Raw genomic sequence first — 24,235 nt, 5'->3', positions numbered from 1 at the left:
GCGTCGGTTCTTAATGCTGCCGCGTTTTTCTCTGGCGAGCTTTCGCGCTCTGAGGCGTTTGCGGTCGCCACGGGCTCTTTCGCTCTCTGCGATGCCTCTGCAAGCAGGCTTGCCGCCTGGCGTGCTGTGATGCGGCTGTGCGCAACACCCTTCGCGTCGAGTGCAATCACCTAAGGCGAATTATCTGGCTCACCGCAGTTGATGCCCTACGCATGGGCGTCAACATCGGGTTGTCCGACGGGCATAAAGTGATAAATATGGGAGGGATGGCCAAGCGGCTAACGCCAGGCATCAAGCGGCCGCCGCCCGTTCAAGCCTTCGCTTTCCCACCAACCTTCCCATGACCACCCGCTTGCGCCGCCAGCTTCTCAAGCTCAAACGGCGTATCCCTCACCCTCCTCCCCGTCAACCGAAACACCGCATTAGCCACCGCCGGCGCCACCGAGGGACTCGACAACTCCCCCACCCCACCCGGTTTCGCCGGATCCCCCTGCACGATCAAAATATCAACCTCCGGCATATCACTCATCCGCATCACGCGATACGTATCGAAGTTCTTCTGCTCAACCTGCCCATGCCGAATATCGATGCGATCCGCCGTCGCATGCCCTAACCCCCATATCAGCCCGCCATACAGTTGTTCTTCAACCCCACCCGGCGAAACAGCCAACCCGCAATCCGCCACACACGTCAGCTTCTCAACCACAACCGCATCGCCCTTGCGCACAACCCGCGCCACCACCGCAACATAGCTGCTATACGCCTGATTCGTCGCAACACCCAATGCCGTACCAGCAGGCAACGCCTTCCTCCACCCAGCCCGCGCCGCCGCCTCGCGCAACACCGCCTTATGTCGCGGGTCCTTCATATGCGCAAGCCGAAACTCAACCGGATCACGTTGCCCAGCATGCGCAGCCTCATCCATAAACGACTCCACCGCGAACACGTTCGGGATATAACTCACCGCCCGATACCAACCCGTCGGCACACCCGTCTCATGCCGCACCCAACCAAGATCGACATGCGGCGCATCGTAAGCGAACTCATATTTGCTGATCGCTTCGGTCGTGCTGTAGTCCATCCGGTCCGGACGATTGAAATACCCCGGCTCCCATTGTTCCGGTGAGGCAGGCATCACAGCGCGCAATTGCAACGTGGTGAGATTGCCGTGCGCATCGAGCGCAGCTTTGCCACGGTGATAGCTCGCTGAGTGATAGAACAGCGCGCGCATTTCGTCTTCGCGACTGTTCATCAGCTTGACCGGTTTGTCAACTTTCAACGCGAGCCAGGTCACCTCAAATAGCCAGTACTTCGATTCCCGCGAGCCAAAGCTGCCGCCCGAAACAAGTTCGTGCAACACCACACGCTCAGCCGGAATACCGCCAATCACTTCGGCCGCTTCCTGCACCGTGGAAGGCACCTGCAGTCCACCCCAGTACTCGATACCACCATCCTTCGCCCACGCGGTGACATTGATCGGCTCGAGCGCATTCTGGGCCTTATAGGGCATCGAATACGACGCCTCGATCACACGTGCGCCGTGCGGCCAAGCTGTTTTGGCGTCGCCATGCTGAATCGTCGGCACGACATGCGAAGCGGGATCATCGAGCCACGCAGCCTGACGCGCGGCGAGCGTGGTGCTGTCGAACGTTTCGAACGGACTATCTTCCCATTCGACCTGCAGTGCGGCCTGGCCCTTGTGCGCCGACCAATAATCGTCCGCCAGCACAGCCACGCCCGCCTGATTGCCACCGAGAATGTCAGGACGGCCAGGAATCTGCAGTACCTGTCGCACGCCCGGCACCGCCAATGCGGCTTTGGCATCGACGCTGCGCACGCGTGCATCGATAACCGGCGCACGTGTGACGACCGCGACCAGCATCCCCGGCAACGAGACATCGATGCTGTACGGAAACGCACCTCTCGCTTTCAGATCCGCACCGCGCTTCTTCTGCAGCTTGCCGATGTATTTGAACTGCGAAGGGTCTTTCAACGCGACGTCTCTCGGTGCGGGCAATTGCGCCGCAACGCTCGCCAACGATCCGTAGTTCGCGCGCTTGCCGCTCGCCTTGTCGATCACAAAGCCGTTTTCCGTCGAACACGCGGACGGCGCCACGTTCCATTGTTTCGCGGCGGCTTCAATCAACATGGCACGTGCGGTTGCGCCCGCACGCCGCAAGCGATCGTACTCAAGCGAGACGCTGGTACTGCCGCCTGTCGAAAACACTTTCCACAGCGGATGAATGTAATCCCCGTAAAACGGATTCTCCGGTGTAATCACATCCACGCGAAACGGATCGACATCGAGCTCTTCAGCAACAACCGCAGCCAATGCGGTACGCGTGCCCGTACCGGAGTCGTGCTTATGCACCACGAGTTTGATCGTGTCGTCAGGCAGCACGCGCACCCATGCGTTCGGTTCGAACTCGCCTGCTTGCGGTTTCGGATCGCCGCTTACGTTGGCGTCTTTCGCTAACGCCTCAGGAAGTTGAAAGCCGATCGCGAGGCCCGAAGCCAGCAACGCCGAACTCTGTTTGATGAAACGTCGACGCGCCGCACCGTGTGCGTTGCCCAGCGCTAGTTTGTCGTTGCTCATTCAAGCCTCCTCTTTTGTGGAGGTGCAAAGGGAAGCGCACATGGGCTCGACCCACGTGACCGACGCGAGCGCCGGATCGCCGGACGCCGCGCGTTTGATCGCCTTGCGAATGCGTGAATAGGTGCCGCAGCGGCAGATATTGCCGGACATGGCGGTGGCAATTGTTTCATCGTTGACGGTCGGCTTGTCCTTCAGAAACGAGGCCGCCTGCATCAACTGCCCCGATTGACAGTAGCCGCATTGCGGCACGTCTTCCGCGACCCACGCGAGTTGCAGCGGATGCGTGCCGTCTTTCGACAATCCTTCGATCGTCGTGATGTGTTTACCCGCTACCGCTGCAATTGGCAGCAAACAGGAGCGCACGGCCTCGCCTTCCAGATGCACCGTACACGCGCCGCAGAACCCGCCGCCGCAGCCGAATTTCGTACCGGTCAATTTGAGCCGGTCGCGCAACACCCACAACAGGGGCATGTCTTCCGGTACATTGTCGAGCGAGTGCCGCGTGTCATTGACCACGATCTCGATCATGCGCTGTCTCCTGAATGTTGTTGTGCAGCGCGGTGTGTGGTGCAGGCTACAAAGGCCGCGTGCTTGCGGTCATTATTGAAAGCCGTTAAGCACAACGCCAGCGACGATTTCTTCCAACATCCGTAAGTCCGGCTAACACCCATGTTGAAACGCTACCCTTCCATTCAGTCGATGCAGGCTTTCCTGCAAGCGGCACGCGTCGGCAGCTTTTCGAGCGCGGCGCGCCAGTTGTCGCTCACGCATAGCGCGATCAGCCAGCAGATCCGCACGCTCGAAGAGTTCGTCGGCCAGCCTTTATTTGTCCGCGAAGGCGGCGGCGTGGTACTGACGGACGCCGGCGTGCTGTTTGCGAATCAGTTGGCCGATGGCTTCGAGCAGATCGATCGTGCGTTGTCGTCCGTGAAAGAGCGCACGGTCAAGCAGTCGATCACGCTCGACGTCGATCCCGAACTCGCGCAGAGCTGGCTGGTGGCGCGCTTGCCGGCTTTGCTCGGTGCGTTGACCGGCACGTCGTTGACCGTGCTGTCCACGCCGCGCCATGATCGTAGCGCGTTCGAACGCGTGGATATTGCATTGCGGTATGGGTATGGAGAATGGGACGGCTTCGAGAACGCGCTGATATGCGGCGATCGATTGACTGCCGTGGGTTCGCCCACGCTTCTTGAGGCGCGAGGGCTGAGCGTGCCGCTTACGCCAGAACAGGTGCTTGATTTACCGCTGCTCGGCTATACGAAACGCTCGTGGATTCCGTGGCTCACTGCGGCTGGCATGCCCGCCGTCGAACCAGACGCGGTCGCTGTGTTCGACAATGCCGCCGGGTTGATTGCAGCAGCAAGCGCAGGCATAGGCGTGGGTTTAGCGCGCGGCCTGCTCGCTGCGGACGCGCGGCGCGAAGGGCGCCTGGTCGAACTCACGCAAGTGGAAATTCCGACGCATTACAACCTGTATGCAGTGTGGCCTCGCGACAAAGCGGCGCGCGTGGCGCCGCTGATCGACGTGATTCGAGAACTGGTCGCGCAGACGGTCGGCGCGCGTTAGCGCTCACCGCCCGCCCACGGCGTCCTTTGCGCCCATGCGCACTCTCGCGCATCACGCGAACGGTCAGAAGCGCTCGCGTTACGGCTCACCGCCTTTCGTGTCAGCGCCCACGCTAGCGGCCACCTCGCGCACGGTATCGAGAAACAGCGAAAGCACCGGCGACGGTTCCTCAGCACGATAGCGCGCGTGCAGCGACACCTCGGGACGCGGCGCAGCCAGCGGCACGAACGCCACGCCACCGGTTGTCAACTGCCGCGCCGACGAAGGCAGCAACGCCACGCCCAGCCCTTCGCGCACGAGGCACAGCAGCGTATGCACCTCGACCACCTCCTGATCGATCTGCGGTGTAAACCCTGCTTCGACGCAACAGTCCTGTAAGAAGCGCGCGAGTTGCGAATGCTGCAAACCGAACGACACGAAGCGCTCCGTTCCCAACTCGCGCAACGCAATCTCCTCACGCGTCGCAAGCCGATGCCCTAACGGCAGCGCCACCACCGCCGATTCGCGCATCACAACTTCGCTGCGAATCTCCGGGTCCTCATGCGACACCCGGAAGAAACATACATCCAGACGCCGTTCCTTGAGCGCGAGAATCTGCGCAGCGGGGGTCATCTCATGCAGCGTCCACTGCACTTGCGGATGCTTCTCCGCAAATACCCGTAGTGCACGCGGAATCGGATCGACCATCGCAGAGCTGATGATGCCGATCTCGAGACTTCCTACTTCGCCGCGCCCCGCACAACGCGTCAAATCGATCGCGCGTTCAAACTGCGCGAAGATCAGCGGCACCTGCTCCTTAAGTGTTTTCCCTGCATCCGTGAGTTCGACACGGTGTTGCGAGCGCGTGAACAACGCGGTGCCCATCTCCTCTTCGAGGATGCGAATCTGCTGGCTCAACGGTGGCTGCGAAATGTGCAGCCGTGCGGCTGCCCGGCCGAAATGCAGTTCGTCGGCAAGTACCGCGAAGTAACGCAACAGCCGGATGTCCATATCGCAAACGTATCAAGATCGTGGTTAAAAAATATTGTACAGAGCGTTTTTAACGCGTGAGACTGCATCGCAAGCAGCAGTGCACATCAGTGTGACACTCGATGCCGGCGAGGGGAAGGCGCACAAACACTGCGTCTTGCAAAGGGCCGCATGGGCAAGCCTAACTGGGCTCCGTTCCATCGATGCGCCTGCCCGCGATCCGGCAACTGGATACACCAGTTCCTCTCAAGGAGATCGAGTACATGATCATCGACACTAGCTGTTACCCGACCAATCTGGTCGACCTCGCCTGGCGCCACGACGGCGAGCCATTCACCGGCGAGCGTCTGATCAAGACGATGGACGGCCCGTACATCATCAACGGCAAGCCGCGCCGTATCGACAAGGCATTCATTCAACCGCCGCAAGGCAACACCATCTATACGTGGACCGACGGCAACCGTTCGGGCCGCGAGTCGATCGACGACTACATGGCCTACACCGTCGAAATGACGCAGAAGTATCCGGACCGTCTGATCGGCTGCTTCGTCTACAACCCGCGTTGCGGTCCTGAGAACGGCGCAGAAGCCATCGAGTTCTATGCGAAGGAACACGGCTTCAAGATGGTGCAGTTGCAGGCCAACATGCATGCGTATCGGCCCGACCGCGCGCTCGACTGGCTGCGTCCCGCATTGCGTAAATGCGCGGACCTCGGCCTGCTCGTGAAGCTGCACACCGGCGACGGCCCGTACAGCATTCCGACCGAGTGGTATCCGCTGATCCGCGAATTCCCTTCGGTGAATTTCATCATGGCGCACTTCGGTGTGCAGACGGGTGGCGTGTATTGCTTCGAGCCGTATCAGATGGCGCTCGATACGCCGAACGTGTATTGCGAATCGAGTTGGTGCCTGCAATCGCGAATCGTCGAATTCGCGAAGGTGCTGCCGACGCACAAGATTCTCTACGGCTCCGACACGCCGCCGAACGAGCCCGGCATGTGGCTGCGTTTGCTCGAAGTGTTGTGCCACGAGCCGCCGCAAGGCCTGAATCTCGACGAAGACACACTCGAGGACTATCTCGGCAACAACCTCGCCCGCATGATCGGCATCGAGCCGACCGCGCGGCCGAAAAGCGTCGAAGAAGCACAAGCCTATCTGAAACACCACGCCGGCGTGTCGCAGAAGCATGCCGCGAATGCAACTCAAGCAGCCTACGCAGGAGCCCGCTGATGATCATCGATACCCATCTGCACCCGACCAATCTTGTCGACGAAGCGTGGCGCCACACCGGCGAGCCGTTCACCGGCGAACGCCTGCTGAAGATGATGGACGGTCCGTACATCATCAACGGCAAGCCGCGCCGTATCGACATGGGCTTCATTCAGCCGCCACCGGGCAACACCGGCTATCGCGACGGCAATCGCCGCGGCCGTGAAGGCATTCGCGATTACATGGCGTATATCGCCGAACTCACGCAGAAGTATCCGGATCGCTTTATCGGCAACTTCACGTACAACCCGCGCTGGGGTCCGGAGAACGGCGCAGCCGAACTCGAATTCCACGTGAAAGAGTACGGCTTCAAGATGCTCAAGCTGCACGCGAACATGCACGGCTATCGTCCGGATCGCGCACTTGACTGGTTGCGTCCGGCGATGAAGAAGTGTGCCGAACTCGGCGTGGTGGTGCTGATTCACACCGGCGACGGGCCATACACGATTCCGACGCAGTTCTATCCGATCATCCGCGAATTCCCGATGGTGAATTTCATCATCGGTCACTTCGGGATTCAAACGGGCGGTAACTACTCGTTCGAATCGTTCTGGATGGCGATGGATACGCCGAACGTGTACTGCGAATCGGGCTGGTGCTATCAGTCGCGCATCGTCGAATTCGCTCGCGAACTGCCGCGCAACAAGATCGTGTTCGGCACGGATTCGCCACCCAATGAGCCGGGTATGTGGCTGCGCGAACTTGAAATGTTGTGCGGTCCGGCACCACAAGGCATGGATCTGGACGAAGACGGTCTCGAAGACTATATGGGCAACAACATCGCCCGTCTGGTCGGCATCGAACCGACCAAGCCGCCAAAAGATCTGGCCGAAGCGGAGAAGCGTTTGAAGGCAACTTACGTGAATGACGTAACGCAGCCTGCTTAACGCGTTTAGCGCTCGCTGCATGGGGCAGGCTCGGCTAACGGTTCGCACCGCGCCTGCCCCTCTTACCGGTCCGCTTTCGTTATCGCTTTCGACGGAGTTCACTATGGCGGATAACCTTTTCCGCGCCACGCAGGATTTTCACCGCTTCGCACAAGCGTATCGCGAGCAGTTCCCCGACGATGTATTGATGATCAAGCAACCATTGGCGGCGGATCAGGACGTCACCGCTATAGTGGCCGAATTGGCCGCGCGCGGACGGCATGAAATGTTGATCTGCGAAAAGGTCGACGGCATTGCGACGCCGCTGGTTACCAATTTCTTTGCTTCACGTACACGCATTGGGCGTTTGTTCGACGTGGATGCGTCAGGTTTATTCGACGCTTATCAACAACGTGCGAATGCGCCTATCGCGCCTGTTTTCGTTCCGACCGGCCCGATTCTCGACCAGGTTATCGAAGGCGACGCCGTCGATCTCGCGCAACTGCCGATGATCCGCCACTTCGATACCGACCGTGGGCCGTACATCACGAACGCGGTGATCATTGCTGAAGACCCGGTGACGGGCGTCGCGAATCTCAGCTATCACCGTTCGATGCGGCATGCCCGCAATGCGCTGGCAACCAGTCTGCATTCGCGCGGCCACCTCTGGCGCATGCTGCAAACCGCTCAAGCTCGCGGCGACACGTTGAAGGTCGCGATGGTGATCGGTGCGCATCCGTTGTTCATGCTGGCCGCTGCGGCGCGCGTGCCCTTCGGCACAGATGAGCGCACGATTGCAGGTGGATTATTCGGAGCACCGCTCGAATTGGTGCGCACGCCGCGATACGGCATCGGCGTTCCCGCTTCCGCTGAGTTTGTCCTTGAAGGCACGATCGATCCGGACGCCCATGCGGAAGAAGGCCCGTTCGGCGAATTCACCGGCTATTCGTCGGACCGCTCTACCAACAACGTGCTGCGCGTCGATACGATGATGCGGCGTAACGATGCATGGCTCGTCGATGTCGTCGGCGGCCCGTACGCGGAGCATCTGACTTTGGCCCGCTTGCCGCGCGAAGCGGAAATGAGCGAGAAGCTGAAGGCGCGTTTTCCCTCCGTCACCGCGCTGCACTATCCGAACTCGGGCACGCACTTCCACTGCTACGTCGCGCTGAACCAGACACGCGACGGCGAAGCACGCCAGATCATGCTCGCGTTGCTCGGCTGGGATCCGTATCTGAAGAACGTCGTAGCGGTGGATAGCGATATCGACATCACCAACGATTCGCAGGTGCTGTGGGCCATCGCCACGCATTTCCAGCCGCATCAGGACATATTCATCGTCGACGGCTTGCCGGGCAGTCCGCTCGATCCTTCGTCATCCGCTGCGGGCACCACGTCGCGCATGGGTATCGACGCGACACGCGGCTCCCACTTCGACGGCGTCCGCGCGAGGATCAGCGAACGTGCCTCGCAGCAAGCGGTTGAGATTCTGGCTCGCGCCGCCGCAGGAGCACAGTGATGACCCCGCGGCGACTCGTAGTCGGCATTAGCGGCGCGTCCGGCTTCACGTACGGTGTGCGCCTGCTGCAACTGCTGCGTGAACTCGATATCGAAACGCATCTGACCGTCTCGCGCAGCGCTCTGCTGACGATGACGCACGAAACCGACTACAAGTTCGCCGAAGTCAGCGCCCTCGCCCGCTTCACCTACCGTTGCGACGACATGGCCGCGGCCATTTCCAGCGGCTCGTTCCGCTCGCTGGGCATGATCGTCGCACCCTGTTCGATGAAGACGCTTGCCGAAATTGCCAGCGGCATGTCGTCAAGCCTGATCTCGCGCGCCGCCGACGTCACGTTGAAAGAACGCCGCCCTTTGGTGCTGCTGGCGCGTGAAACCCCTTACACGCTGGCACATCTGCGCAACATGATCGCTGTAACCGAAATGGGCGCGATCGTCGCTCCACCTGTTCCGGCGTTTTACGCGCGCCCGGTTTCGCTCGACCAGATGATCGATCACACGCTGGGCCGCGTGCTCGATCTGTTCGGTCTCGAAGCGGGCACCGTCAAACGCTGGCGAGAGGGCGAAGTAGAAACCGCATCACGGGAAGCCGCACAAGCACCGCCTATCGCCTGAAAGCCGAACCGCAACAACCGCACGAATCGCACGAACCGCAGTACGAACGAAGAAACGGAGACGAGCCATGAATCACATTCACACCACCCACAACGAAATCGAGAAAATCCCTGTCACTGTGCTGACCGGCTTTCTCGGCGCCGGCAAAACGACGCTGCTCAACTACATCCTGCGCGAGAAGCACGGGCGCAAGATCGCGGTGATCGAAAACGAGTTCGGCGAAATTGGCATCGACGGTGGTCTGGTGCTCGAATCGACCGAAGAGATCTACGAAATGACGAATGGTTGCGTGTGCTGCGTCGGCGCGGTGCGCGAAGACCTGGTGCGCATCGTGCGCATGCTGGTGGAAAGGCCGGACCGGCTCGATCACATCATTGTTGAAACGAGCGGGCTCGCCGATCCGTATCCGGTCGCACAGACTTTCTTCCTCGACGATCCGATCGCGAAACAGGTGACGCTGGACGCCGTCGTCACGATGGTGGATGCGAAGCATATCGCTGCGCACCTGGACGATCTGATACTCGACGGTAGCGATAACCAGGCGGTCGATCAGATCGTTTGTGCGGACCGTATTGTGATCAATAAGGTCGATCTGGTGACTGCAGAAGATATCGCCTCACTGACGCAACGCATTCGCGGGTTGAACGCCACGGCGGAGATCGTCGAATCAAGCTACGCACAGATCGACCTCGACAGGATTCTCGGCGTAGGCGCGAATGAGTTCTCACAGATTCTGGTCGAGACCGACGGCCTCCATGAAGAAGAGCATTCGCACGCCAACGAGCACGAGCATCAGCACCACGACGAGCACGAAGCCCATCACGATCATGAACACGCCCATCATGACGACGATCACACCGACCACCAGCACGACGAAAGCGTGTCCTCAGTCGGAATCGAAGTCGATGCGGACATCGATCTCGATGCGCTGCAAGCCTGGCTCACTGAACTGCGCGAGTCCGATGCCGCCAAACTGTTCCGCATGAAAGGCATTCTCGCTGTGCAAGGCCAGTCGCATCGCTATGTGTTGCAGGGCGTGCACAACGTCATCGAACTGCGTGCGGCGCAAGTGTGGGGCATTGAACCGCGCTCGTGCCGCATTGTATTCATCGGACGCGATCTCGATCGCGCCGCGCTGACCGACCGCTTCCATGCCTGTCTTGCCGTGCCGGTCGCGGCCTGACGGGAGATCCGGTCGGCGCGCGAAGTGATGCTGCACGTCAAAGCCGTGCGGCGCGCTCCGATCGAAAACGATAAGCGCAGCGAAATCTGCGTGGGACCGGAGTAAGCGCTAAAGCGCCAACTCCGGTCGACACAGGAGACACGTCATGAACACCGCCATACATCCCGTCGATCGGATTCTGCCGAAGCGCCAGATGATCACGCTCGGTTTGCAGCACATGCTAGTGGCTTATATCGGCGCGATTGCTGTTCCATTGATCGTCGCGTCGGCACTAAAGATGTCGTCGGCCGACACCACCGTGCTGATCAGCACCGCCCTGTTTTGTTCAGGCATCTCGACGATCTTGCAGACCGTCGGTATCTGGAAATTCGGCGTGCGTCTGCCGATTCTGCAAGGCGTGGCATTCAGCAGCGTCGGTCCGGTCATCGCGATCGGCCTGAGTCCGGGTGTCGGCTTTGCCGGCGTGTGTGGCGCAGTGATTGGCGCGGGTCTCTTCACGATGTTCGCCGCGCCTCTCGTCGGACGCTTACGAAGGTTCTTCCCACCTGTGGTGACCGGCTGCATCGTGACTGTGATTGGTCTGCAACTGTTCCCCGTTGCGTATCAATGGGCCGGTGGTGGCGAAGCCGCGCAGCAGCAGTTCGGCGCACCGCCCTTTCTGGGCGTCACGCTGTTCGTCGCGCTGGTGATTCTCGCGATCAACCGCTTTGCCGGCCCGTTTCTGCGCAATCTCTCGGTGTTGATCGGTTTGATCGCGGGCGGCATTCTCGCCTGCTCGCTCGGTATGGGTAACTTCTCGAGCGTGGGCGCCGCGCCATGGTTCACGCTGCCGATGCCGTTCCATTTCGGTACGCCCGTGTTTTCGGTGGTGCCGGTGCTGACGATGATCGTCGTGATGGTGGTGCAGATGGTCGAATCGATGGGGCTGTTCGTCGCCATCGGTGACATCGTCGGCAAGGAAGTAAGCGAGGAAGACGTGGTGCGTGGAATGCGAGCGAATGGACTTGCGAGCGCGATTGCCGGCATGTTCGCGGCGTTCCCGTTCATCGTCTTCATGGAGAACGTCGGCCTCGTCATCCTGACGGGTGTGCGCAGCCGCTGGGTGGTCGCAATCAGCGGCGTGCTGATGTGCGTGGTGGCGCTGGTGCCGAAGTTCGGCGCGGTGGTCGCGTCAACGCCTGCAGCGGCACTAGGCGGCGCCGGTATCGCGATGTTCGGCGTGGTGGTGGCGGCCGGCGTGCAGACGCTGGCAAAGGTGGACTTCGAGCGCAATCGCTACAACGTGCTGATCGTCGGCTTCACGATCGCCACCGCGCTGATTCCCGTGATGTCGCCGCAAGTCTTCAAGCACATGCCCGACTGGACGCAGCCTTTCCTGCATAGCGGTGTAGTGCTGGCGTGCCTGGTATCGGTCGTGCTGAACGCTGTACTGAACGGCGCGCATGAAGAAGAAAAAAAGATCGTCGAGACGCACAACCTCGTACGTGAATAAGCGACCCACGCAGTAAGACGAGCGCGGCCGTCGCGCCTCCCTGGACCGACGGCCGCTTCGCAGTAACTGAAAGGATATTGAATCGTGAGCATGCAAACTGAAGCGTTGCTGATCAAGAGCCCTGTCGCGGTGATGAGCGGCCGAAGCGGCCGAGATGGCAATAGCGCGCGCCTGGGCCAGGTCGATCTGCGGATTCGCAACGGCCGTATCGAGAACATTGCGCCTAACCTGGAACCGCGCGCCGACGAGCGCGTAATCGACGCGCGTTCATGCGTTGTTTATCCGGGCTGGGTGAATACCCACCATCATCTGTTCCAGAACCTGCTGAAAGCGGTACCGTCCGGCATCAACGCCGATTTGCAGGAATGGCTGGCCGCCGTGCCGTATCCGCGACTCGCACGTTTTACGCCGGACCTTGCACGCGTCGCCGCACGTTTGGGTCTTGCCGAACTGCTTCTGTCCGGCGTGACCACCTGTGCCGATCACCACTACCTGTATCACGCGGACGGCACCACCGAAACAGGCGATCTGCTATTCGATGAAGCGGCTTCGTTCGGCATGCGTTTCGTGCTGTGCCGTGGCGGTGCCTTGCAAGCGGCGGGCGATCATCCGGGATTTTCCAAAGTGGCTTTGAAACCCGAGACACTTGATCAGATGCTCGCGGATATCGAACGCCTGAAGTCTCGCTATCACGATTCAGGCGATGCTTCGATGCGTCGCGTCGTCGTGGCGCCCACTACGCCGACGTTTTCTCTGCCGCCAGAACTGCTGCCGGAAGTCGCACGCGCGGCGCGTCGCATGGGCTTGAGGCTGCACACGCATCTCTCTGAAACGACTCGCTACGTCGACTTCTGCAAGGAGCGCTTCAATCAACTGCCGGTCGAGTTCGTTGCCGATCACGAATGGCTTGGGCCGGATGTCTGGTTCGCTCACCTCGTGCATCTGCAGCCGAGCGAAATCGCGATGCTTGCGGAGACCGGTAGCGGTTGCTCGCACTGTCCAGTGAGCAATGCGCGGCTCGGCAGCGGCATTGCGCCCGCACCGCAGATGGCGGCAGCAGGTGTGCCGATGTCGCTGGCTGTAGATGGTGTCGCCTCGAACGAATCCGGCAGCATGACCAATGAAGCGCACTTCGCATGGTTAGTGCATCGCGCGGCGCAAGGTGCGTCGGCGACCACCGTCGAAGAGATCATTCATTGGGGCAGCGCGGGTGGCGCAGGCGTGCTCGGTCTGGATGCGGTCGGTACGCTCGAAGTCGGCAAGGCAGCGGATTTCGTGCTTTACGACGTCAGCGATCTGCGCTTCAACGGCTTCCACGATGTGGCGGTGGCGCCGGTGGCAGCAGGCGAACCCACGCGTGTGCGCTACAACGTGGTGAATGGCCGCGTGGTGGTGGACAACGGTGTGATTCCCGGTCTCGATCTCGAACAGCTTCGTTATGAAGCGGCCGAGGGTGTGAAGCAGCTTCTCGCCGATTAAATCACCCAAGCACCCAAGGGATACGCCCCGATGCAACAAAGAAGAATCCGGCTCGGTATTCTCACACCATCGTCGAATACAGCCTTGGAGCCGATGACCTCGGCGATGCTAAGCGAATTGCCACACGTTAGCGCGCACTTTGCGCGTTTCACCGTGACGGAGATCGCGCTATCGGAGCAGGCGCTCGGTCAGTTCGACGCGAGCCGGATTCTGGCTGCGGCGCGTCAACTGGCCGATGCGTGTGTGGATGTGATCGGCTGGAGTGGCACATCGGCCGGCTGGCTCGGCTTCGAGCACGACCAGACGTTGTGCCGCCAGATCACCGAGGAGACGGGTATTCCCGCGACGACCTCGGTGCTGGCGCTCAACGAAATCTTCGCGAAAACGGGAGTGCGGCGCTTGGGTTTGGTGTCGCCGTATATCGACGACGTTCAGCAACGGATCGTGCGCAACTACGAGAAGCTCGGCATCGAATGCGTTTCGGAACGACACCTTGGCTTGCAGGACAATTTCAGTTTTGCCGAGGTGCCGGACACGCAATTGGCGATCATGATGCGTGAAGCTGCGTTCGCAAGGCCGGATGCGGTGACGACGTTCTGCACGAATCTGCATGCTGCACATCTGGTGCGGGCGTTCGAAATGGCCACCGATATTCCGGCCTATGACACGGTAGCCACCGTCGTTTGGAAGTCTTTAAGAATGCTTGGGGTGGATACGAAGCCATTGGCAAGCTGGGGCAGCTTGTTTACCAACGTGGCATAACGTCAAGAGATCACAGGTCGCGGCGATTCTCGCAGTCTTCGTCGGGGTCCACCGCCGTCTGTCTGCGGTGCCGGCGTCCCCGCGGAAATCGGCGCCGTGGTCCAATTCCTGTGCTCCGAGCAGGCGTCGTATGTGAACGGCCAGACGGTGCCGGTGGACGGCGGCTTTATGGCGGCGGGCGTGCTGGAGATTTAGGAAGACGGCACGCTCGCGCTATAGACCGGATCGCAAAGGAGGCGGCTGCGCAGCCAGTCGCAAATGTTCGACACCCGCCGCGAGTGGAAGCGTCGATTGCTGCCCGTCGCGCATGCGAATGCTGATCGTCCGCTCGCGCTCATCGCGCGACCCCACCGCGACCAAAATCGGCACCTGCTTTTCGCGTGCGTCGACGATCTTCTTTTGCAGCCGCTCCGGCCTGCTGTCGAGCAGCGCTCTGATGCCGGCGTCGTCCAGCGCCTGCATCACCTCAAGCGCGTAGGCCGCGTTCGCATCGCTGATCGTCGCAACCACGACTTGCTCCGGCGCGAGCCATACCGGCAACCATCCTTCGTGATGTTCGAGCAGCATCGCGATGAAACGCTCCATGCTGCCGAGCACCGCGTGATGAATCATGACCGGCCCCTCGCGTTCGTTGCGCTCGTTGACGAACTCCGCGTCGAGCCGCTCGGGTAGCACGAAATCGAGCTGGATCGTGCCGCATTGCCAACTGCGTTCGCGGCTGTCCGTTAGATGAAACTCCAGTTTCGGGCCGTAAAAAGCGCCCTCTCCTTCGAGTACGTCGAATTCGAGACCCGCCGCGCGCGCGGCATTTGCCAGCGCTTCTTCCGCGCGATCCCACGTTTGATCGTTGCCCGCACGCATGGCGGGCCGCGTGGCCAGCGCTACCTTGAAATCGGGGAAACCGAGGTCCGCATAGACAGCACGCAACAGCGAACAGAAGCGGCCGACTTCAGCTTCGATATGCGCCTCCGTGCAGAACACATGCGCGTCGTCCTGCACGAAAGAACGCGTACGCTTGAGCCCTTCAAGCGACCCCGAAGGTTCGTCACGATGACACGCGCCGAATTCGCTATAACGAACCGGTAACTCGCGATACGACCGCACGCGCTGGTTGAACACCTGCACGTGACACGGACAACTCATCGGCTTCAAACACAGCGCGCGGCCTTCTTCCGCGTCGGCCAGTGAATACATCGCCGCGCCAAACTTCTCCCAATGGCCGCTTTTCTCCCACAGCGAACGCGCCAGCAATTGCGGCGTACGGATCTCGCGAAAGCCCGCGCGCCGCATGCGGGCGCGAATGTAGTCTTCCAGCACGCGGTACAACTCCCAGCCGCGCGGGTGCCAGAAAACCATGCCGGCGCCTTCTTCCTGCTGATGGAAGAGGTCGAGTTTGTTGCCCAGTACACGATGATCGATGTCGTTCACGATGACGCTCCGTTTGATTTGATGTGCAGATACTGCGGATCGATGCCGCAAACGGAGGTCCAGAAACGCCAAAGGCCCCGTCCGTTTCCGGCGGGGCCTTTGGTGGTCTGCCACTGCTTCGTACTTCTAGCGTGCGCAACCTCCAGACGACCCGCCTGTGAAGGTGGTCGTCGCGGTGGTGACGGCAGCGAAGGGAATCGAGTGGAAGTCCATGGATCGACAGTAAACGATTTTGCGAAGGGACGTCAATCGTAATTTCGACGATTGCATGTGCGCGCTGTTATTGCTGGCCGCAGCCGATGTCGCCTTCTGCGCAGTGCAATTGTTCGTCTAATAGCTTGGTTTGTGCTTCTGTGAGGCGGCTCAGGCAGTACGCATGAATCATCGGCTGGGCGCTGTAGGGTGTCGGCGACGAAGTCAGGAACTCGCATTGCGCGTCGCGATAGGCGACCCACGCGCGCTCGGCCTTCTGCAAACGCGGTTTGCCTTGCGGGCTGACCTTTTTCAGCAGCTTGCTGTAGGTCTCGTTCAGTTTTTTGTCGGCCGACTGGTAGTCGAGGTCGGCGCAATGGTTGAGCGAGTATTGGTCGGATGCATTCTTGCAATCGATGGTTTCGGCGTGCGCGTGGATGCTCAACCAGAGACATGACACGGCCAGAATCGACGCTCGCTTCATGGAAAACCTCACGCGTTGGGTTGCTTGATATCGTACGGTGGCGGCGCTAGCCGGCCAGGGCAGTAGAATAAACGATACGAAGCATGTTTGATCCGACGCTTACGCGTACTCGCTAAACTTCGATCCCCAACATAAACCGACCGAGCACCTCATCTTGACCATCCACATCCGCCCCGCCCACGCGCCCGACGCCGCCTTGATTCTCCGCTTCATCACCGAACTTGCCGTGTATGAAAAAGCGGAGCGTGAAGTTGTCGCTACCGTTAGCGACATCGAAACGAGCCTGTTCGCCGCTACGTCCACCGCGAAGGCTTTGATCTGCGAAATGAACGGCGAGCCGATCGGCTTCTGCGTTTACTTCTTTTCTTATTCGACGTGGCTCGGCAAACAGGGGCTTTATCTGGAAGACCTGTACATATCGCCGACATCGCGCGGCAGTGGCGCGGGCAAACAGATGCTTCGCCACCTCGCACAAATTGCATGCGAAACAGGCTGTGGGCGCTTCGAATGGAGCGTACTCGACTGGAACGAGCCGGCAATCGGCTTCTACGAATCGATCGGCGCGAGCGCGCAAAGCGAATGGGTTCGCTACCGGCTGGCGGGCAAGGCACTCACGGCGTTTGCCGACGGCAATGCGTGAGACACGCTCGCCCTCGAACAGAAACATAGCGGGCATTCGCAAAATGCTGGCGTGCCATCACTGACCCATTAATCTGCCGCCCCGTTCACGACCGGGTCAACCTCAAACGCGGCGCCGGTGGCGAAGAACGTCCCGCCCGCCACGTAATGGCACGTGCGCAGGTCAGGGTCGTCGCCGAAGTGCCAGCGATTGTTCGAATACACACGGCTATCCGCATATGCGGCGACCACTTCGCCGATGATCAGATCGTGCCGTTGGCTATCGTCCGGAATGACCTTGCATTCCATCCACGTGATACAGCCGGCTAGCATCGGCACATCGATTTCTTGTGCAGGGAACGTCTCGAGTCCAAAGGCCGAAAACTTGTCGATTTCAGCGCCTGCGTTCGAGCCCACCGCCAGCGTCTGCGCAGCGAACCCGCGGCTCGGCAGTTGCAGTCCGAACACGCCGCTCGCTTCGATCAGTTGCCGCGTGAGGGTGCGGCTGTCCACTACCACGACGACTTTCGGCGGGGTGAAATCGAGCGGCATCGCCCACGATGCCGCCATCACGTTCGAACGGCCGCCATGCGCGCTGGTGATGATCGTGACGGGGCCATGATTCAGTAACTGCGTCGCCCGCGACAACGCCACAGGTTCTCGTGTGATTTTCATACGTGCTTTTCCGCTTCGAATGGATCAGGCAGATTGTAGCGGGGACACGCAAAACGAGTGAGGCGCACACTTGCGCGCCGTTTTTGGGCGAGAATGCAAGACCACCGCAAACCGCTGGAGAGATTGTGCGCATCGTCTGCCTGCATACCGCTGACAGCAATATCGCCTTGTTCGAAGCAGCCGCTCGTGCCGCGGAATTCGAGGTGCTCGAATTGACCCATGTGGTCCGGGCTGACTTGCTCGCTGCTGCTGAACAGGCCGGCGGCTTGACCGATGCGATCGCAGCGCAAACCCGCGAGGTGCTCCTCGCGCTGAAGGACAACGCAGACGCTGTGTTGCTCAATTGTTCGACGCTCGGCCCATCTATCGACGACGCCCTTGCCGCGCAAGCGGCACCGGTGCCCGTTTTGCGTGCCGACGCCGCGTTGGCTCAGCGCGCGGTAGAAGGCGGCGGCAAGGTTGTCGTGCTATGTACCGTATCCACGACACTCATCCCGACCACCAACTTGTTCGCTCAAGCCGCCGCGCGTACCGCCGCGGAGGTCGGGGTTCAGTTGGTTAGCGGCGCTTGGAAACGTTTCAAAGCCGACGACACGGCGGGCTATCTGTCCCTGATCGCCGCCGCCGCGGATGCGGCCTACGAAAACGGCGCGGACGTCGTGGTGTTTGCACAAACATCGATGGCCGGCGCGGCCCTGTTGGTCACAGGCGCGGCGAGACCGCTGACCCCACCGGCCATCGCCCTCGCCGCCGCAGTCCAGGCGGCCAGGCTCGCAGTCTGAAGCCATGTTCGCCGAATACATCGTCAAGTGGAATTTGCTGCCGGATGGCGAGCCGATTCGCACGCATAGCAGCCGTCTGTTGCCGGTGCGCCAGCATGGCGTCGCCGCGATGCTGAAAGTTGCGCGGGAACCCGAAGAGAAATTCGGCGCGCAGTTGATGGTGTGGTGGGACGGCGACGGCGCGGCCCGCGTGCTCGCCCATGATGCCGACGCCCTGCTGCTGGAGCGCGCCCAAAGCAATCACTCGCTAGTAGACCAGGCCCGCACGGGCGACAACAACGCTGATGACTACGCTATCGACATCCTCTGCGCCGCCGCTGCACGACTCCACGCATCGCGAAACAAACCGCTGCCAGAACTGATCGGCTTGTCGCGCTGGTTCCAGAGTCTCTGGCCCGCAGCGGAGCGATACGGCGGCTGGTTTGCCGAGAGTGCCGCAGCAGCACAAGCACTGCTCGCGGCATCGCAAGACCCGGTCGTGCTGCACGGCGATATTCATCACGGCAACGTACTCGATTTCGGCGCGCGTGGATGGCTGGTGATCGACCCGAAAGGTCTGTACGGCGAACGCGGTTTCGACTACGCGAACATCTTTTGCAATCCCGACCAGGCGTCCGCGCTGGTGCCGGGACGGTTCGAGCGTCGCGTCGAACGGGTGGCGCAGATCGCCGGACTCGACAGACGCCGTTTGCTGCAATGGATTCTCGCGTGGTCGGGTTTGTCCGCGGCGTGGATTCTCGAAACGGGCGAGACGCCGGACATCGACATAGACGTCGGCAGAATGGCGGCCGAAGCGCTGAGGCGGAAGTGATTGCGGGAAAGTGACCGCGGGAAATTGGCTACGGGGAACTGAAGACGAAACGATCCTGGCCGGACGCAGCCGCTAAACCGCAGTCGAATACAGCCGCTTTTTTCCTTGCCTTCGCCTCGATCCCTTCTCGATCCTTGCCGGTGCATGCAGAGCCCATCAGGCGGCAGCCGGTAAGCCACCGCCATGCATTCCGTCAGTCAATGCGGGGCTTTACCGTTCGGTATGGCGTCCAGCGGTTTATGCTGTTCCTCGCCGAGTCCTGGGAAAAATGCGTTCCATGCGGCGCGCACGCCCTGAGCCGCGGTGGCCTCCGCGGCGATCGATTCGGTCTCGCCTTCGGCAGCTTTCGCTGGGTCGGCGGACAGGCCACGCCAGTGTGTGAAGACTAGCAACGGTTTCTCGGTCCATATCCCGTCGCCGTACTTCGCAAATGCCGTGTCCCCGCTCGTCAACTGCACCTCGTACCAGCCTTCACGGGCGGGCGTGTGCGCGGCAAGCTCAAACCACGCAGTCGGTTCGATTTCCTTCATGTCGTCTCCGGTCGGATAGATCGTCATTGGTAACCACAACAAAGGCATTCTTCATGCCCGAGCCCGGTAGCGGCGCGGCAGGCGGCCGCCGCATCTCACGCGATGTTGCACGGCCGCGCGCTGGGCATGACCTGCGGGCAATTCGTCGACGTTGCGTACTTCCAAATCGCCGCGCATAAACGACACGATAGCGCGACATGGGTCACGCGGACAAACGTAAAAACTTACACGGCGTGTCTGGCGGTCGCCAGGCTTACCGACCCGCTGCCCGACTCGCACGCTATCTCGCGCACCAGTTCGGCCAATACGCCAACAGCGAGCGTCAGTTGTTCGGCTGGCGTGCTGCCGTAGCCGATCACCAAGCCGTTCGCTTCTTCACGCTGCTGCAACGCAAAACCCGATAGCGCACGCGGGTTCAGCCGCCTGGTGAGCGCGCGTTCGGCGAGGGTCCGATCGGAAATGTGCGGCGGCAGGCGAAGCGTCAGATGCAGGCCGCAATTGCCGCCCAGAATCTGCGACGGCGCGAAATGCGCGGTGAGCCCATCGCGCAACGCCTGCTGGCGCTCGCGATACAAACGCCGCATGCGGCCCAGATGCCGCCCGAATTCGCCGCTGTCGATGAAATGCGCCAGCGCCAACTGCTCCAGCCGATGCCCGCCGCGCAGCATTTCCTGCAAGGCAACAGCCGTGTGCGCGGCGATTGCACGCGGCAGCACTACGAAACCGATGCGCAACGCCGGAAACATCGTTTTGCTGAATGAGCCGACGTACAACACCGGCGCATCCTCGACCAGCCCCTGCATGCTGGCAATCGGCTCGCCGGTATGACGGAATTCACCGTCGTAGTCGTCTTCGATCAGCCACGCGCCGCAGCGGCGCGCCTGCGCGATCAGCTCCAGGCGGCGCGCCACCGACAACACCGAACCGGTCGGATACTGATGCGCGGGGGAGGTATAGATCAGCTTCGGCGTATGTGTCTGCCACGCGCCGGGCGGTACGGCGATGCCCTCGGGATCGACCGGCATCGGCACTATGGTCAGATCGCCGAGATTGAACGCGGCCTTCGCGCCGCGATAGCCCGGATCTTCAATCCACGCGATGTCGCCCGGATTGGTGAACAGCCGGACGCACAGGTTCAACGCTTCCTGCGCGCCTTCGGTGATCACCACCTGCGAACCCTCGCAGCGTACGCCGCGCGCCATCCGCAGATGCGCGGCAATCGCGTCGCGCAGCGCCGGTTCACCTGCCGGTGAACCGTAGCCAAGCGCGAGGGGCAACGCGCGCTCCATCGAACGTTCTAGCGCGCGCCGCCAGGCCGCCAGCGGAAAGCGGTCCAGCGCGGGCGTGCCCGGTGTCAGCGGCAAGGTGTTGTCGGCGTGGGTGCGCGTCGCCGCGAATTGTTCGACGCGTGCCGCGTAGGCGACCTCCCGCGCGGCCGACGGCGTCTGCGGTTCGCCCCGTGCGGCGGGACTGGAGAGCGGGCTCACACGCGTGCCCTGTTTGTCGGCCACCACATAGCCGACCGCGGCCAGATGCTCGTAAGCGATCACTACCGTGTTGCGTGACACGCCCATCTCCGCCGCCAGCAAGCGCGACGAAGGCAGCAGCGACCCCGCTGGCAAACGCCCCGCGAGAATCGCCTGCTGCAAACGCTCGATCAGTTGTTTTTGCAGCGGCGCGGACTTTTCGCCATTGCCGGCGGCGGTTGCGGCGGCCGGGTGGGTAAGCGGGCCAATGATCTCGATCATCTCGGCTGGACCTATCAAATACTATTCCCGTGGATCTTTTTAACATACCACGTTTGCCGTATTGTTCTCCATAAGCGACGATCATCTACGACTAACAGGAGAGCAGGCATGGAACCCAGACGCAACGCATTCGAGCAGCCGATCGGCGCGCCCGTCCCGGGCTGGAAAGGCGCCCGGGCGCCCGGCCGCGAGCCGCTGGTGGGCAGCTATTGCCGGATCGAACCGGTGGACGTCGAACGCCATGCGGCCGACCTGTACGAGGCCTACAGCTCCGCGCCTGACGGCCGCGACTGGACCTACCTGAATGTCGGGCCGTTCGAGAGCCTCGCCGCATATCGCGAGCATCTGACGCGCATGGCCGCATCGCCTGATCCGCTGCATCACACAGTGATCGATCTGGCGACCGGCAAGGCAGTCGGCACGCTCGCGCTGATGCGCATCGACCGCGCGAACGGCGTGATCGAAGTCGGACACGTCACCTATTCGCCGCGCCTGAAACGCACGCGCATCGCTACCGAGGCGATGTTCCTGCTGATGAACCACGTGTTCTACGACCTCGGCTATCGTCGCTTCGAATGGAAATGCGATTCGCTGAACGGACCGTCGCGCACGGCGGCGTTGCGCTATGGCTTTACCTTCGAAGGGATCTTCCGGCAGGCGATCGTGTATCACGAACGCAATCGCGATACCGCATGGTTTTCGATTATCGAGAGCGAATGGCCCGCGCTGCGTCCGAGCTATGTGCGCTGGCTCGATGCCGGCAACTTCGATGCGCAGGGCAAGCAGGTTGAGCGGCTGGTCGATCTGATCGCACAGCAGCGGGCTGCGGCGAGCGAAGGCGGTCAATAAGGTAGCCGGTGTTCGCGGGCCGGTTGCAGGCCGGCTAGAGGGCCGGCTTGCAACTGGCCCGACAATTCCGAGGTTTTGCGTGCTGACGAGACTGTGGAGACTAACGCGACTTCAGCTGACGTGCCTCGCGACGAATCAGGCGATGCTTGCTGCTCGCCGCAGCACAATAGTCGGTTTGCCTTTGTATGTCGTGCGAAGCTGTTCGCGGTAACCGCACTTATGCGCGACATTCAGCGACGGCTGGTTTTCCGGCGCGATGATGCAGGCGGTGTCACCGTCCGGCCAATGCGCATCGGCCCAAGCGAGTGCGGCGCGCACCGCTTCGGTCGCGTAGCCGCGGTTGTGCACGGCGGGGTCGAGTGCCCAGCCGATTTCAGGCGTATCCATCAACGAAGGTTCGATCTCGCGGTGGTAGTCGGCAAAGCCGACTTCGCCGAGGAAGCGGCCGCTGTCCTTTTCCCGTACCACCCAGTAGCCGTATCCCAGCATCGCCCAATGTCCGGCGTAGCGCAGCAGGCGCGCCCAGACTTCTTCGCGCGTGAACGGCTTGCCGCCGATGTAGTGGATCACCTCGGGATCGGACCACATCGCATAGCTCTCGAGGAAATCGTCGCGCGTATGCGGCCGCATGATCAGGCGGTCGGTGGTGAGGAGCGTGGGGCGGGTGGGCATAGGCGGGCTGATGGTTGGCGCGAACGCTTTGGGGTTGAGAGGCGTTAAAGAGAGGCAGTGAAGAGTGCCTGGGATGATCGCAGATTTTTTGCGCGCCAGGTTCGCCACCAAAATCCCGGGAGTGCTCGCGCTGCCCCGTCAATCAAAGCCTCAGCCCCTCACGCCAGCTCAAGAAACCGCGCCAGACACGGATTGCGATTCGTCGGCGACCACGCCAGCACCTGCTCGATCAGCGGCGCGTCGACCAGCGGCCGGAACACCACACCCGCAAGTTGCGCCTTGCGCATCGAGGCCGGCACCAGCGCCACCCCCACGCCTTCATCGACGAGACTGAGCACGGTCTGCTGCAACTGCACTTCAAAGCGGATATCCGGTTCGAAGCCGCCCGAGCGGCAATGCTCGAGGATAGTCGCGCGCAAAGTGGGGGCGACTTCCTCGGAAGCCAGCACGAACGGCTCGCCCGCCAGTTGCGCGATCTTCAACCGCCGCGCGCGTGCTCGCGGATGGCTGCGCGACAACGCAACGCACAGCGGTTCGCGGAGGATCGTCCGCGTCGCGATGCGCTTGTCGGGCACGTTCGGAAACATGATCGCCGCGTCGATCTGGCCGGCCAGCACCTGCGCGGCCAGATCGTTCGAGACGACCTCGCGCAGATTCAATGCGACCTCGGGAAACGCGACGCCGAAAACGCGCGCATAGCCTGGCACAACGTTGTACGCGGCGCACATCGTGAAGCCGATAGTGAGTTTGCCGGCATCGCCGTGCGCCGCGGCTTGCGCGTTACTGACCGCCTGCTCCACCGACGCAAGGATCGCCTTCGCATCGACGTAAAAACGCTCGCCTGCCGCGGTCAGCGTGACACTGCGCGGACTGCGTTCGAGCAGCGTCACACCCAGGCTCGCCTCCAGTGCCGCCAGTTGCCGGCTCAACGGCGGTTGCGACAGATTCAGGCGTGCCGCCGCCCGGCCAAAATGGCGCATCTCGGCGAGTGTCACGAAGTAGCGTAGCGGCTTGATGTCGATCACGACGCCCTCAGTCTGAATAACGATGCAAAAAAGGTATTGTTGGAGGCGAAAAACAGTATTGGATTGTATCAACGCAAGCCACTACGCTGGCGCATCGCTCTGTCCGC

The 24,235-nt window shown here is 61.4% G+C and carries 24 protein-coding genes; 14 read left to right on the top strand and 10 right to left on the bottom strand.

Going from position 1 to position 24,235, the window contains the following annotated elements:
* Positions 1-310 precede the first annotated feature (310 nt).
* Positions 311-2,596 carry a xanthine dehydrogenase family protein molybdopterin-binding subunit gene (locus tag VFE81_RS18170; RefSeq protein WP_325045917.1) on the bottom strand — a complete coding sequence of 762 codons (2,286 nt, stop codon included), beginning with the start codon at positions 2,594-2,596 and terminating at the stop codon, positions 311-313.
* On the bottom strand, positions 2,597-3,124 hold the full coding sequence (locus VFE81_RS18165; RefSeq protein WP_325045916.1) for a (2Fe-2S)-binding protein: 528 nt from the start codon (positions 3,122-3,124) through the stop codon (positions 2,597-2,599).
* A gap of 141 nt (positions 3,125-3,265) precedes the next feature.
* Between VFE81_RS18165 and VFE81_RS18160 the strand changes: the two genes are divergently transcribed.
* Positions 3,266-4,162, top strand: a complete 897-nt coding sequence (locus VFE81_RS18160) for a LysR substrate-binding domain-containing protein (protein WP_325045915.1) — start codon at positions 3,266-3,268, stop codon at positions 4,160-4,162.
* 78 nt (positions 4,163-4,240) lie between these two features.
* Here VFE81_RS18160 and VFE81_RS18155 read toward each other — a convergent pair whose 3' ends face one another.
* On the bottom strand, positions 4,241-5,152 hold the full coding sequence (locus VFE81_RS18155) for a LysR substrate-binding domain-containing protein (RefSeq protein ID WP_325045914.1): 912 nt from the start codon (positions 5,150-5,152) through the stop codon (positions 4,241-4,243).
* A gap of 242 nt (positions 5,153-5,394) precedes the next feature.
* Between VFE81_RS18155 and VFE81_RS18150 the strand changes: the two genes are divergently transcribed.
* The 9 genes from VFE81_RS18150 (at position 5,395) to VFE81_RS18110 (ending at position 14,509) form a co-directional block, all read left to right on the top strand.
* Positions 5,395-6,360: an amidohydrolase family protein gene (locus VFE81_RS18150; RefSeq protein ID WP_325045913.1), complete on the top strand. Its 966-nt coding sequence runs from the start codon at positions 5,395-5,397 to the stop codon at positions 6,358-6,360.
* Entirely contained in the window at positions 6,360-7,286 is a 927-nt protein-coding gene (locus tag VFE81_RS18145) for an amidohydrolase family protein (protein ID WP_074289307.1), read from the top strand. The genes VFE81_RS18150 and VFE81_RS18145 overlap by 1 nt, the downstream gene beginning before the upstream one ends.
* A gap of 103 nt (positions 7,287-7,389) precedes the next feature.
* Positions 7,390-8,784, top strand: coding sequence for a UbiD family decarboxylase (locus tag VFE81_RS18140; protein ID WP_325045912.1), 1,395 nt, complete (start codon positions 7,390-7,392; stop codon positions 8,782-8,784).
* On the top strand, positions 8,784-9,398 hold the full coding sequence (locus tag VFE81_RS18135) for a UbiX family flavin prenyltransferase (protein ID WP_325045911.1): 615 nt from the start codon (positions 8,784-8,786) through the stop codon (positions 9,396-9,398). Before VFE81_RS18140 ends, VFE81_RS18135 begins: the two co-directional genes overlap by 1 nt.
* A gap of 67 nt (positions 9,399-9,465) precedes the next feature.
* Positions 9,466-10,581: a GTP-binding protein gene (locus VFE81_RS18130; protein ID WP_325045910.1), complete on the top strand. Its 1,116-nt coding sequence runs from the start codon at positions 9,466-9,468 to the stop codon at positions 10,579-10,581.
* Between the two features lie 145 nt (positions 10,582-10,726).
* The gene (locus VFE81_RS18125; RefSeq protein ID WP_325045909.1) at positions 10,727-12,073 is read left to right on the top strand and encodes a nucleobase:cation symporter-2 family protein; all 1,347 of its coding nucleotides are present in this window, start codon (positions 10,727-10,729) and stop codon (positions 12,071-12,073) included.
* Positions 12,074-12,163: 90 nt separating this feature from the next.
* Positions 12,164-13,552, top strand: coding sequence for an amidohydrolase family protein (locus tag VFE81_RS18120; protein WP_414695617.1), 1,389 nt, complete (start codon positions 12,164-12,166; stop codon positions 13,550-13,552).
* A 30-nt stretch (positions 13,553-13,582) separates the two neighbouring features.
* Entirely contained in the window at positions 13,583-14,314 is a 732-nt protein-coding gene (locus VFE81_RS18115; RefSeq protein WP_325045907.1) for an Asp/Glu/hydantoin racemase, read from the top strand.
* A 9-nt stretch (positions 14,315-14,323) separates the two neighbouring features.
* Positions 14,324-14,509 (top strand): SDR family oxidoreductase, encoded by a 186-nt coding sequence (locus VFE81_RS18110; protein WP_325045931.1) that lies wholly within the window; start codon positions 14,324-14,326, stop codon positions 14,507-14,509.
* 18 nt (positions 14,510-14,527) lie between these two features.
* Here VFE81_RS18110 and thrS read toward each other — a convergent pair whose 3' ends face one another.
* Entirely contained in the window at positions 14,528-15,742 is a 1,215-nt protein-coding gene (gene thrS, locus VFE81_RS18105) for a threonine--tRNA ligase (protein WP_325045906.1), read from the bottom strand.
* Positions 15,743-16,022: 280 nt separating this feature from the next.
* Positions 16,023-16,418 carry a lysozyme inhibitor LprI family protein gene (locus tag VFE81_RS18100; RefSeq protein ID WP_325045905.1) on the bottom strand — a complete coding sequence of 132 codons (396 nt, stop codon included), beginning with the start codon at positions 16,416-16,418 and terminating at the stop codon, positions 16,023-16,025.
* A 154-nt stretch (positions 16,419-16,572) separates the two neighbouring features.
* Between VFE81_RS18100 and VFE81_RS18095 the strand changes: the two genes are divergently transcribed.
* Positions 16,573-17,058 carry a GNAT family N-acetyltransferase gene (locus tag VFE81_RS18095; RefSeq protein WP_325045904.1) on the top strand — a complete coding sequence of 162 codons (486 nt, stop codon included), beginning with the start codon at positions 16,573-16,575 and terminating at the stop codon, positions 17,056-17,058.
* Between the two features lie 68 nt (positions 17,059-17,126).
* Here the strand turns inward: VFE81_RS18095 and VFE81_RS18090 are convergent, their stop codons facing one another.
* Positions 17,127-17,711 (bottom strand): flavin reductase family protein, encoded by a 585-nt coding sequence (locus tag VFE81_RS18090; protein ID WP_325045903.1) that lies wholly within the window; start codon positions 17,709-17,711, stop codon positions 17,127-17,129.
* 125 nt (positions 17,712-17,836) lie between these two features.
* Between VFE81_RS18090 and VFE81_RS18085 the strand changes: the two genes are divergently transcribed.
* Positions 17,837-18,493, top strand: coding sequence for an aspartate/glutamate racemase family protein (locus VFE81_RS18085; protein ID WP_325045902.1), 657 nt, complete (start codon positions 17,837-17,839; stop codon positions 18,491-18,493).
* A 4-nt stretch (positions 18,494-18,497) separates the two neighbouring features.
* Positions 18,498-19,304 carry an aminoglycoside phosphotransferase family protein gene (locus VFE81_RS18080; RefSeq protein WP_325045901.1) on the top strand — a complete coding sequence of 269 codons (807 nt, stop codon included), beginning with the start codon at positions 18,498-18,500 and terminating at the stop codon, positions 19,302-19,304.
* A gap of 197 nt (positions 19,305-19,501) precedes the next feature.
* On the opposite strand, the gene VFE81_RS18075 is transcribed toward VFE81_RS18080, so the two are convergent.
* Together VFE81_RS18075 and VFE81_RS18070 are read right to left on the bottom strand one after the other, a co-directional pair.
* Positions 19,502-19,834 carry a hypothetical protein gene (locus VFE81_RS18075; RefSeq protein ID WP_325045900.1) on the bottom strand — a complete coding sequence of 111 codons (333 nt, stop codon included), beginning with the start codon at positions 19,832-19,834 and terminating at the stop codon, positions 19,502-19,504.
* Between the two features lie 224 nt (positions 19,835-20,058).
* Positions 20,059-21,582 (bottom strand): PLP-dependent aminotransferase family protein, encoded by a 1,524-nt coding sequence (locus tag VFE81_RS18070; protein ID WP_325045899.1) that lies wholly within the window; start codon positions 21,580-21,582, stop codon positions 20,059-20,061.
* 108 nt (positions 21,583-21,690) lie between these two features.
* On the opposite strand from VFE81_RS18070, the gene VFE81_RS18065 reads away from it, so the two are divergent.
* Positions 21,691-22,431, top strand: a complete 741-nt coding sequence (locus tag VFE81_RS18065; RefSeq protein WP_325045898.1) for a GNAT family protein — start codon at positions 21,691-21,693, stop codon at positions 22,429-22,431.
* Positions 22,432-22,566: 135 nt separating this feature from the next.
* Here VFE81_RS18065 and VFE81_RS18060 read toward each other — a convergent pair whose 3' ends face one another.
* Positions 22,567-23,103 (bottom strand): GNAT family N-acetyltransferase, encoded by a 537-nt coding sequence (locus tag VFE81_RS18060; protein ID WP_325045897.1) that lies wholly within the window; start codon positions 23,101-23,103, stop codon positions 22,567-22,569.
* A 158-nt stretch (positions 23,104-23,261) separates the two neighbouring features.
* On the bottom strand, positions 23,262-24,128 hold the full coding sequence (locus tag VFE81_RS18055) for a LysR family transcriptional regulator (RefSeq protein WP_325045896.1): 867 nt from the start codon (positions 24,126-24,128) through the stop codon (positions 23,262-23,264).
* Positions 24,129-24,235 lie beyond the last annotated feature (107 nt).

Origin of the sequence: Paraburkholderia sp. (genome assembly GCF_035656215.1) — a bacterium.
GTDB lineage: Bacteria > Pseudomonadota > Gammaproteobacteria > Burkholderiales > Burkholderiaceae > Paraburkholderia.
Note: the sequence above shows the minus strand (reverse complement) of the source record. Positions and strands in the feature narration are given on the sequence as shown.

Bases quoted from the DNA above. Each gene is read 5' to 3' on its own strand.
- VFE81_RS18170 (WP_325045917.1), bottom strand. From the start codon at position 2,596: ATGAGCAACGACAAACTAGCGCTGGGCAACGCACACGGTGCGGCGCGT.
- VFE81_RS18165 (WP_325045916.1), bottom strand. From the start codon at position 3,124: ATGATCGAGATCGTGGTCAATGACACGCGGCACTCGCTCGACAATGTA.
- VFE81_RS18160 (WP_325045915.1), top strand. From the start codon at position 3,266: ATGTTGAAACGCTACCCTTCCATTCAGTCGATGCAGGCTTTCCTGCAA.
- VFE81_RS18155 (WP_325045914.1), bottom strand. From the start codon at position 5,152: ATGGACATCCGGCTGTTGCGTTACTTCGCGGTACTTGCCGACGAACTG.
- VFE81_RS18150 (WP_325045913.1), top strand. From the start codon at position 5,395: ATGATCATCGACACTAGCTGTTACCCGACCAATCTGGTCGACCTCGCC.
- VFE81_RS18145 (WP_074289307.1), top strand. From the start codon at position 6,360: ATGATCATCGATACCCATCTGCACCCGACCAATCTTGTCGACGAAGCG.
- VFE81_RS18140 (WP_325045912.1), top strand. From the start codon at position 7,390: ATGGCGGATAACCTTTTCCGCGCCACGCAGGATTTTCACCGCTTCGCA.
- VFE81_RS18135 (WP_325045911.1), top strand. From the start codon at position 8,784: ATGACCCCGCGGCGACTCGTAGTCGGCATTAGCGGCGCGTCCGGCTTC.
- VFE81_RS18130 (WP_325045910.1), top strand. From the start codon at position 9,466: ATGAATCACATTCACACCACCCACAACGAAATCGAGAAAATCCCTGTC.
- VFE81_RS18125 (WP_325045909.1), top strand. From the start codon at position 10,727: ATGAACACCGCCATACATCCCGTCGATCGGATTCTGCCGAAGCGCCAG.
- VFE81_RS18120 (WP_414695617.1), top strand. From the start codon at position 12,164: ATGCAAACTGAAGCGTTGCTGATCAAGAGCCCTGTCGCGGTGATGAGC.
- VFE81_RS18115 (WP_325045907.1), top strand. From the start codon at position 13,583: ATGCAACAAAGAAGAATCCGGCTCGGTATTCTCACACCATCGTCGAAT.
- VFE81_RS18100 (WP_325045905.1), bottom strand. From the start codon at position 16,418: ATGAAGCGAGCGTCGATTCTGGCCGTGTCATGTCTCTGGTTGAGCATC.
- VFE81_RS18090 (WP_325045903.1), bottom strand. From the start codon at position 17,711: ATGAAAATCACACGAGAACCTGTGGCGTTGTCGCGGGCGACGCAGTTA.
- VFE81_RS18080 (WP_325045901.1), top strand. From the start codon at position 18,498: ATGTTCGCCGAATACATCGTCAAGTGGAATTTGCTGCCGGATGGCGAG.
- VFE81_RS18075 (WP_325045900.1), bottom strand. From the start codon at position 19,834: ATGAAGGAAATCGAACCGACTGCGTGGTTTGAGCTTGCCGCGCACACG.
- VFE81_RS18070 (WP_325045899.1), bottom strand. From the start codon at position 21,582: ATGATCGAGATCATTGGCCCGCTTACCCACCCGGCCGCCGCAACCGCC.
- VFE81_RS18065 (WP_325045898.1), top strand. From the start codon at position 21,691: ATGGAACCCAGACGCAACGCATTCGAGCAGCCGATCGGCGCGCCCGTC.
- VFE81_RS18060 (WP_325045897.1), bottom strand. From the start codon at position 23,103: ATGCCCACCCGCCCCACGCTCCTCACCACCGACCGCCTGATCATGCGG.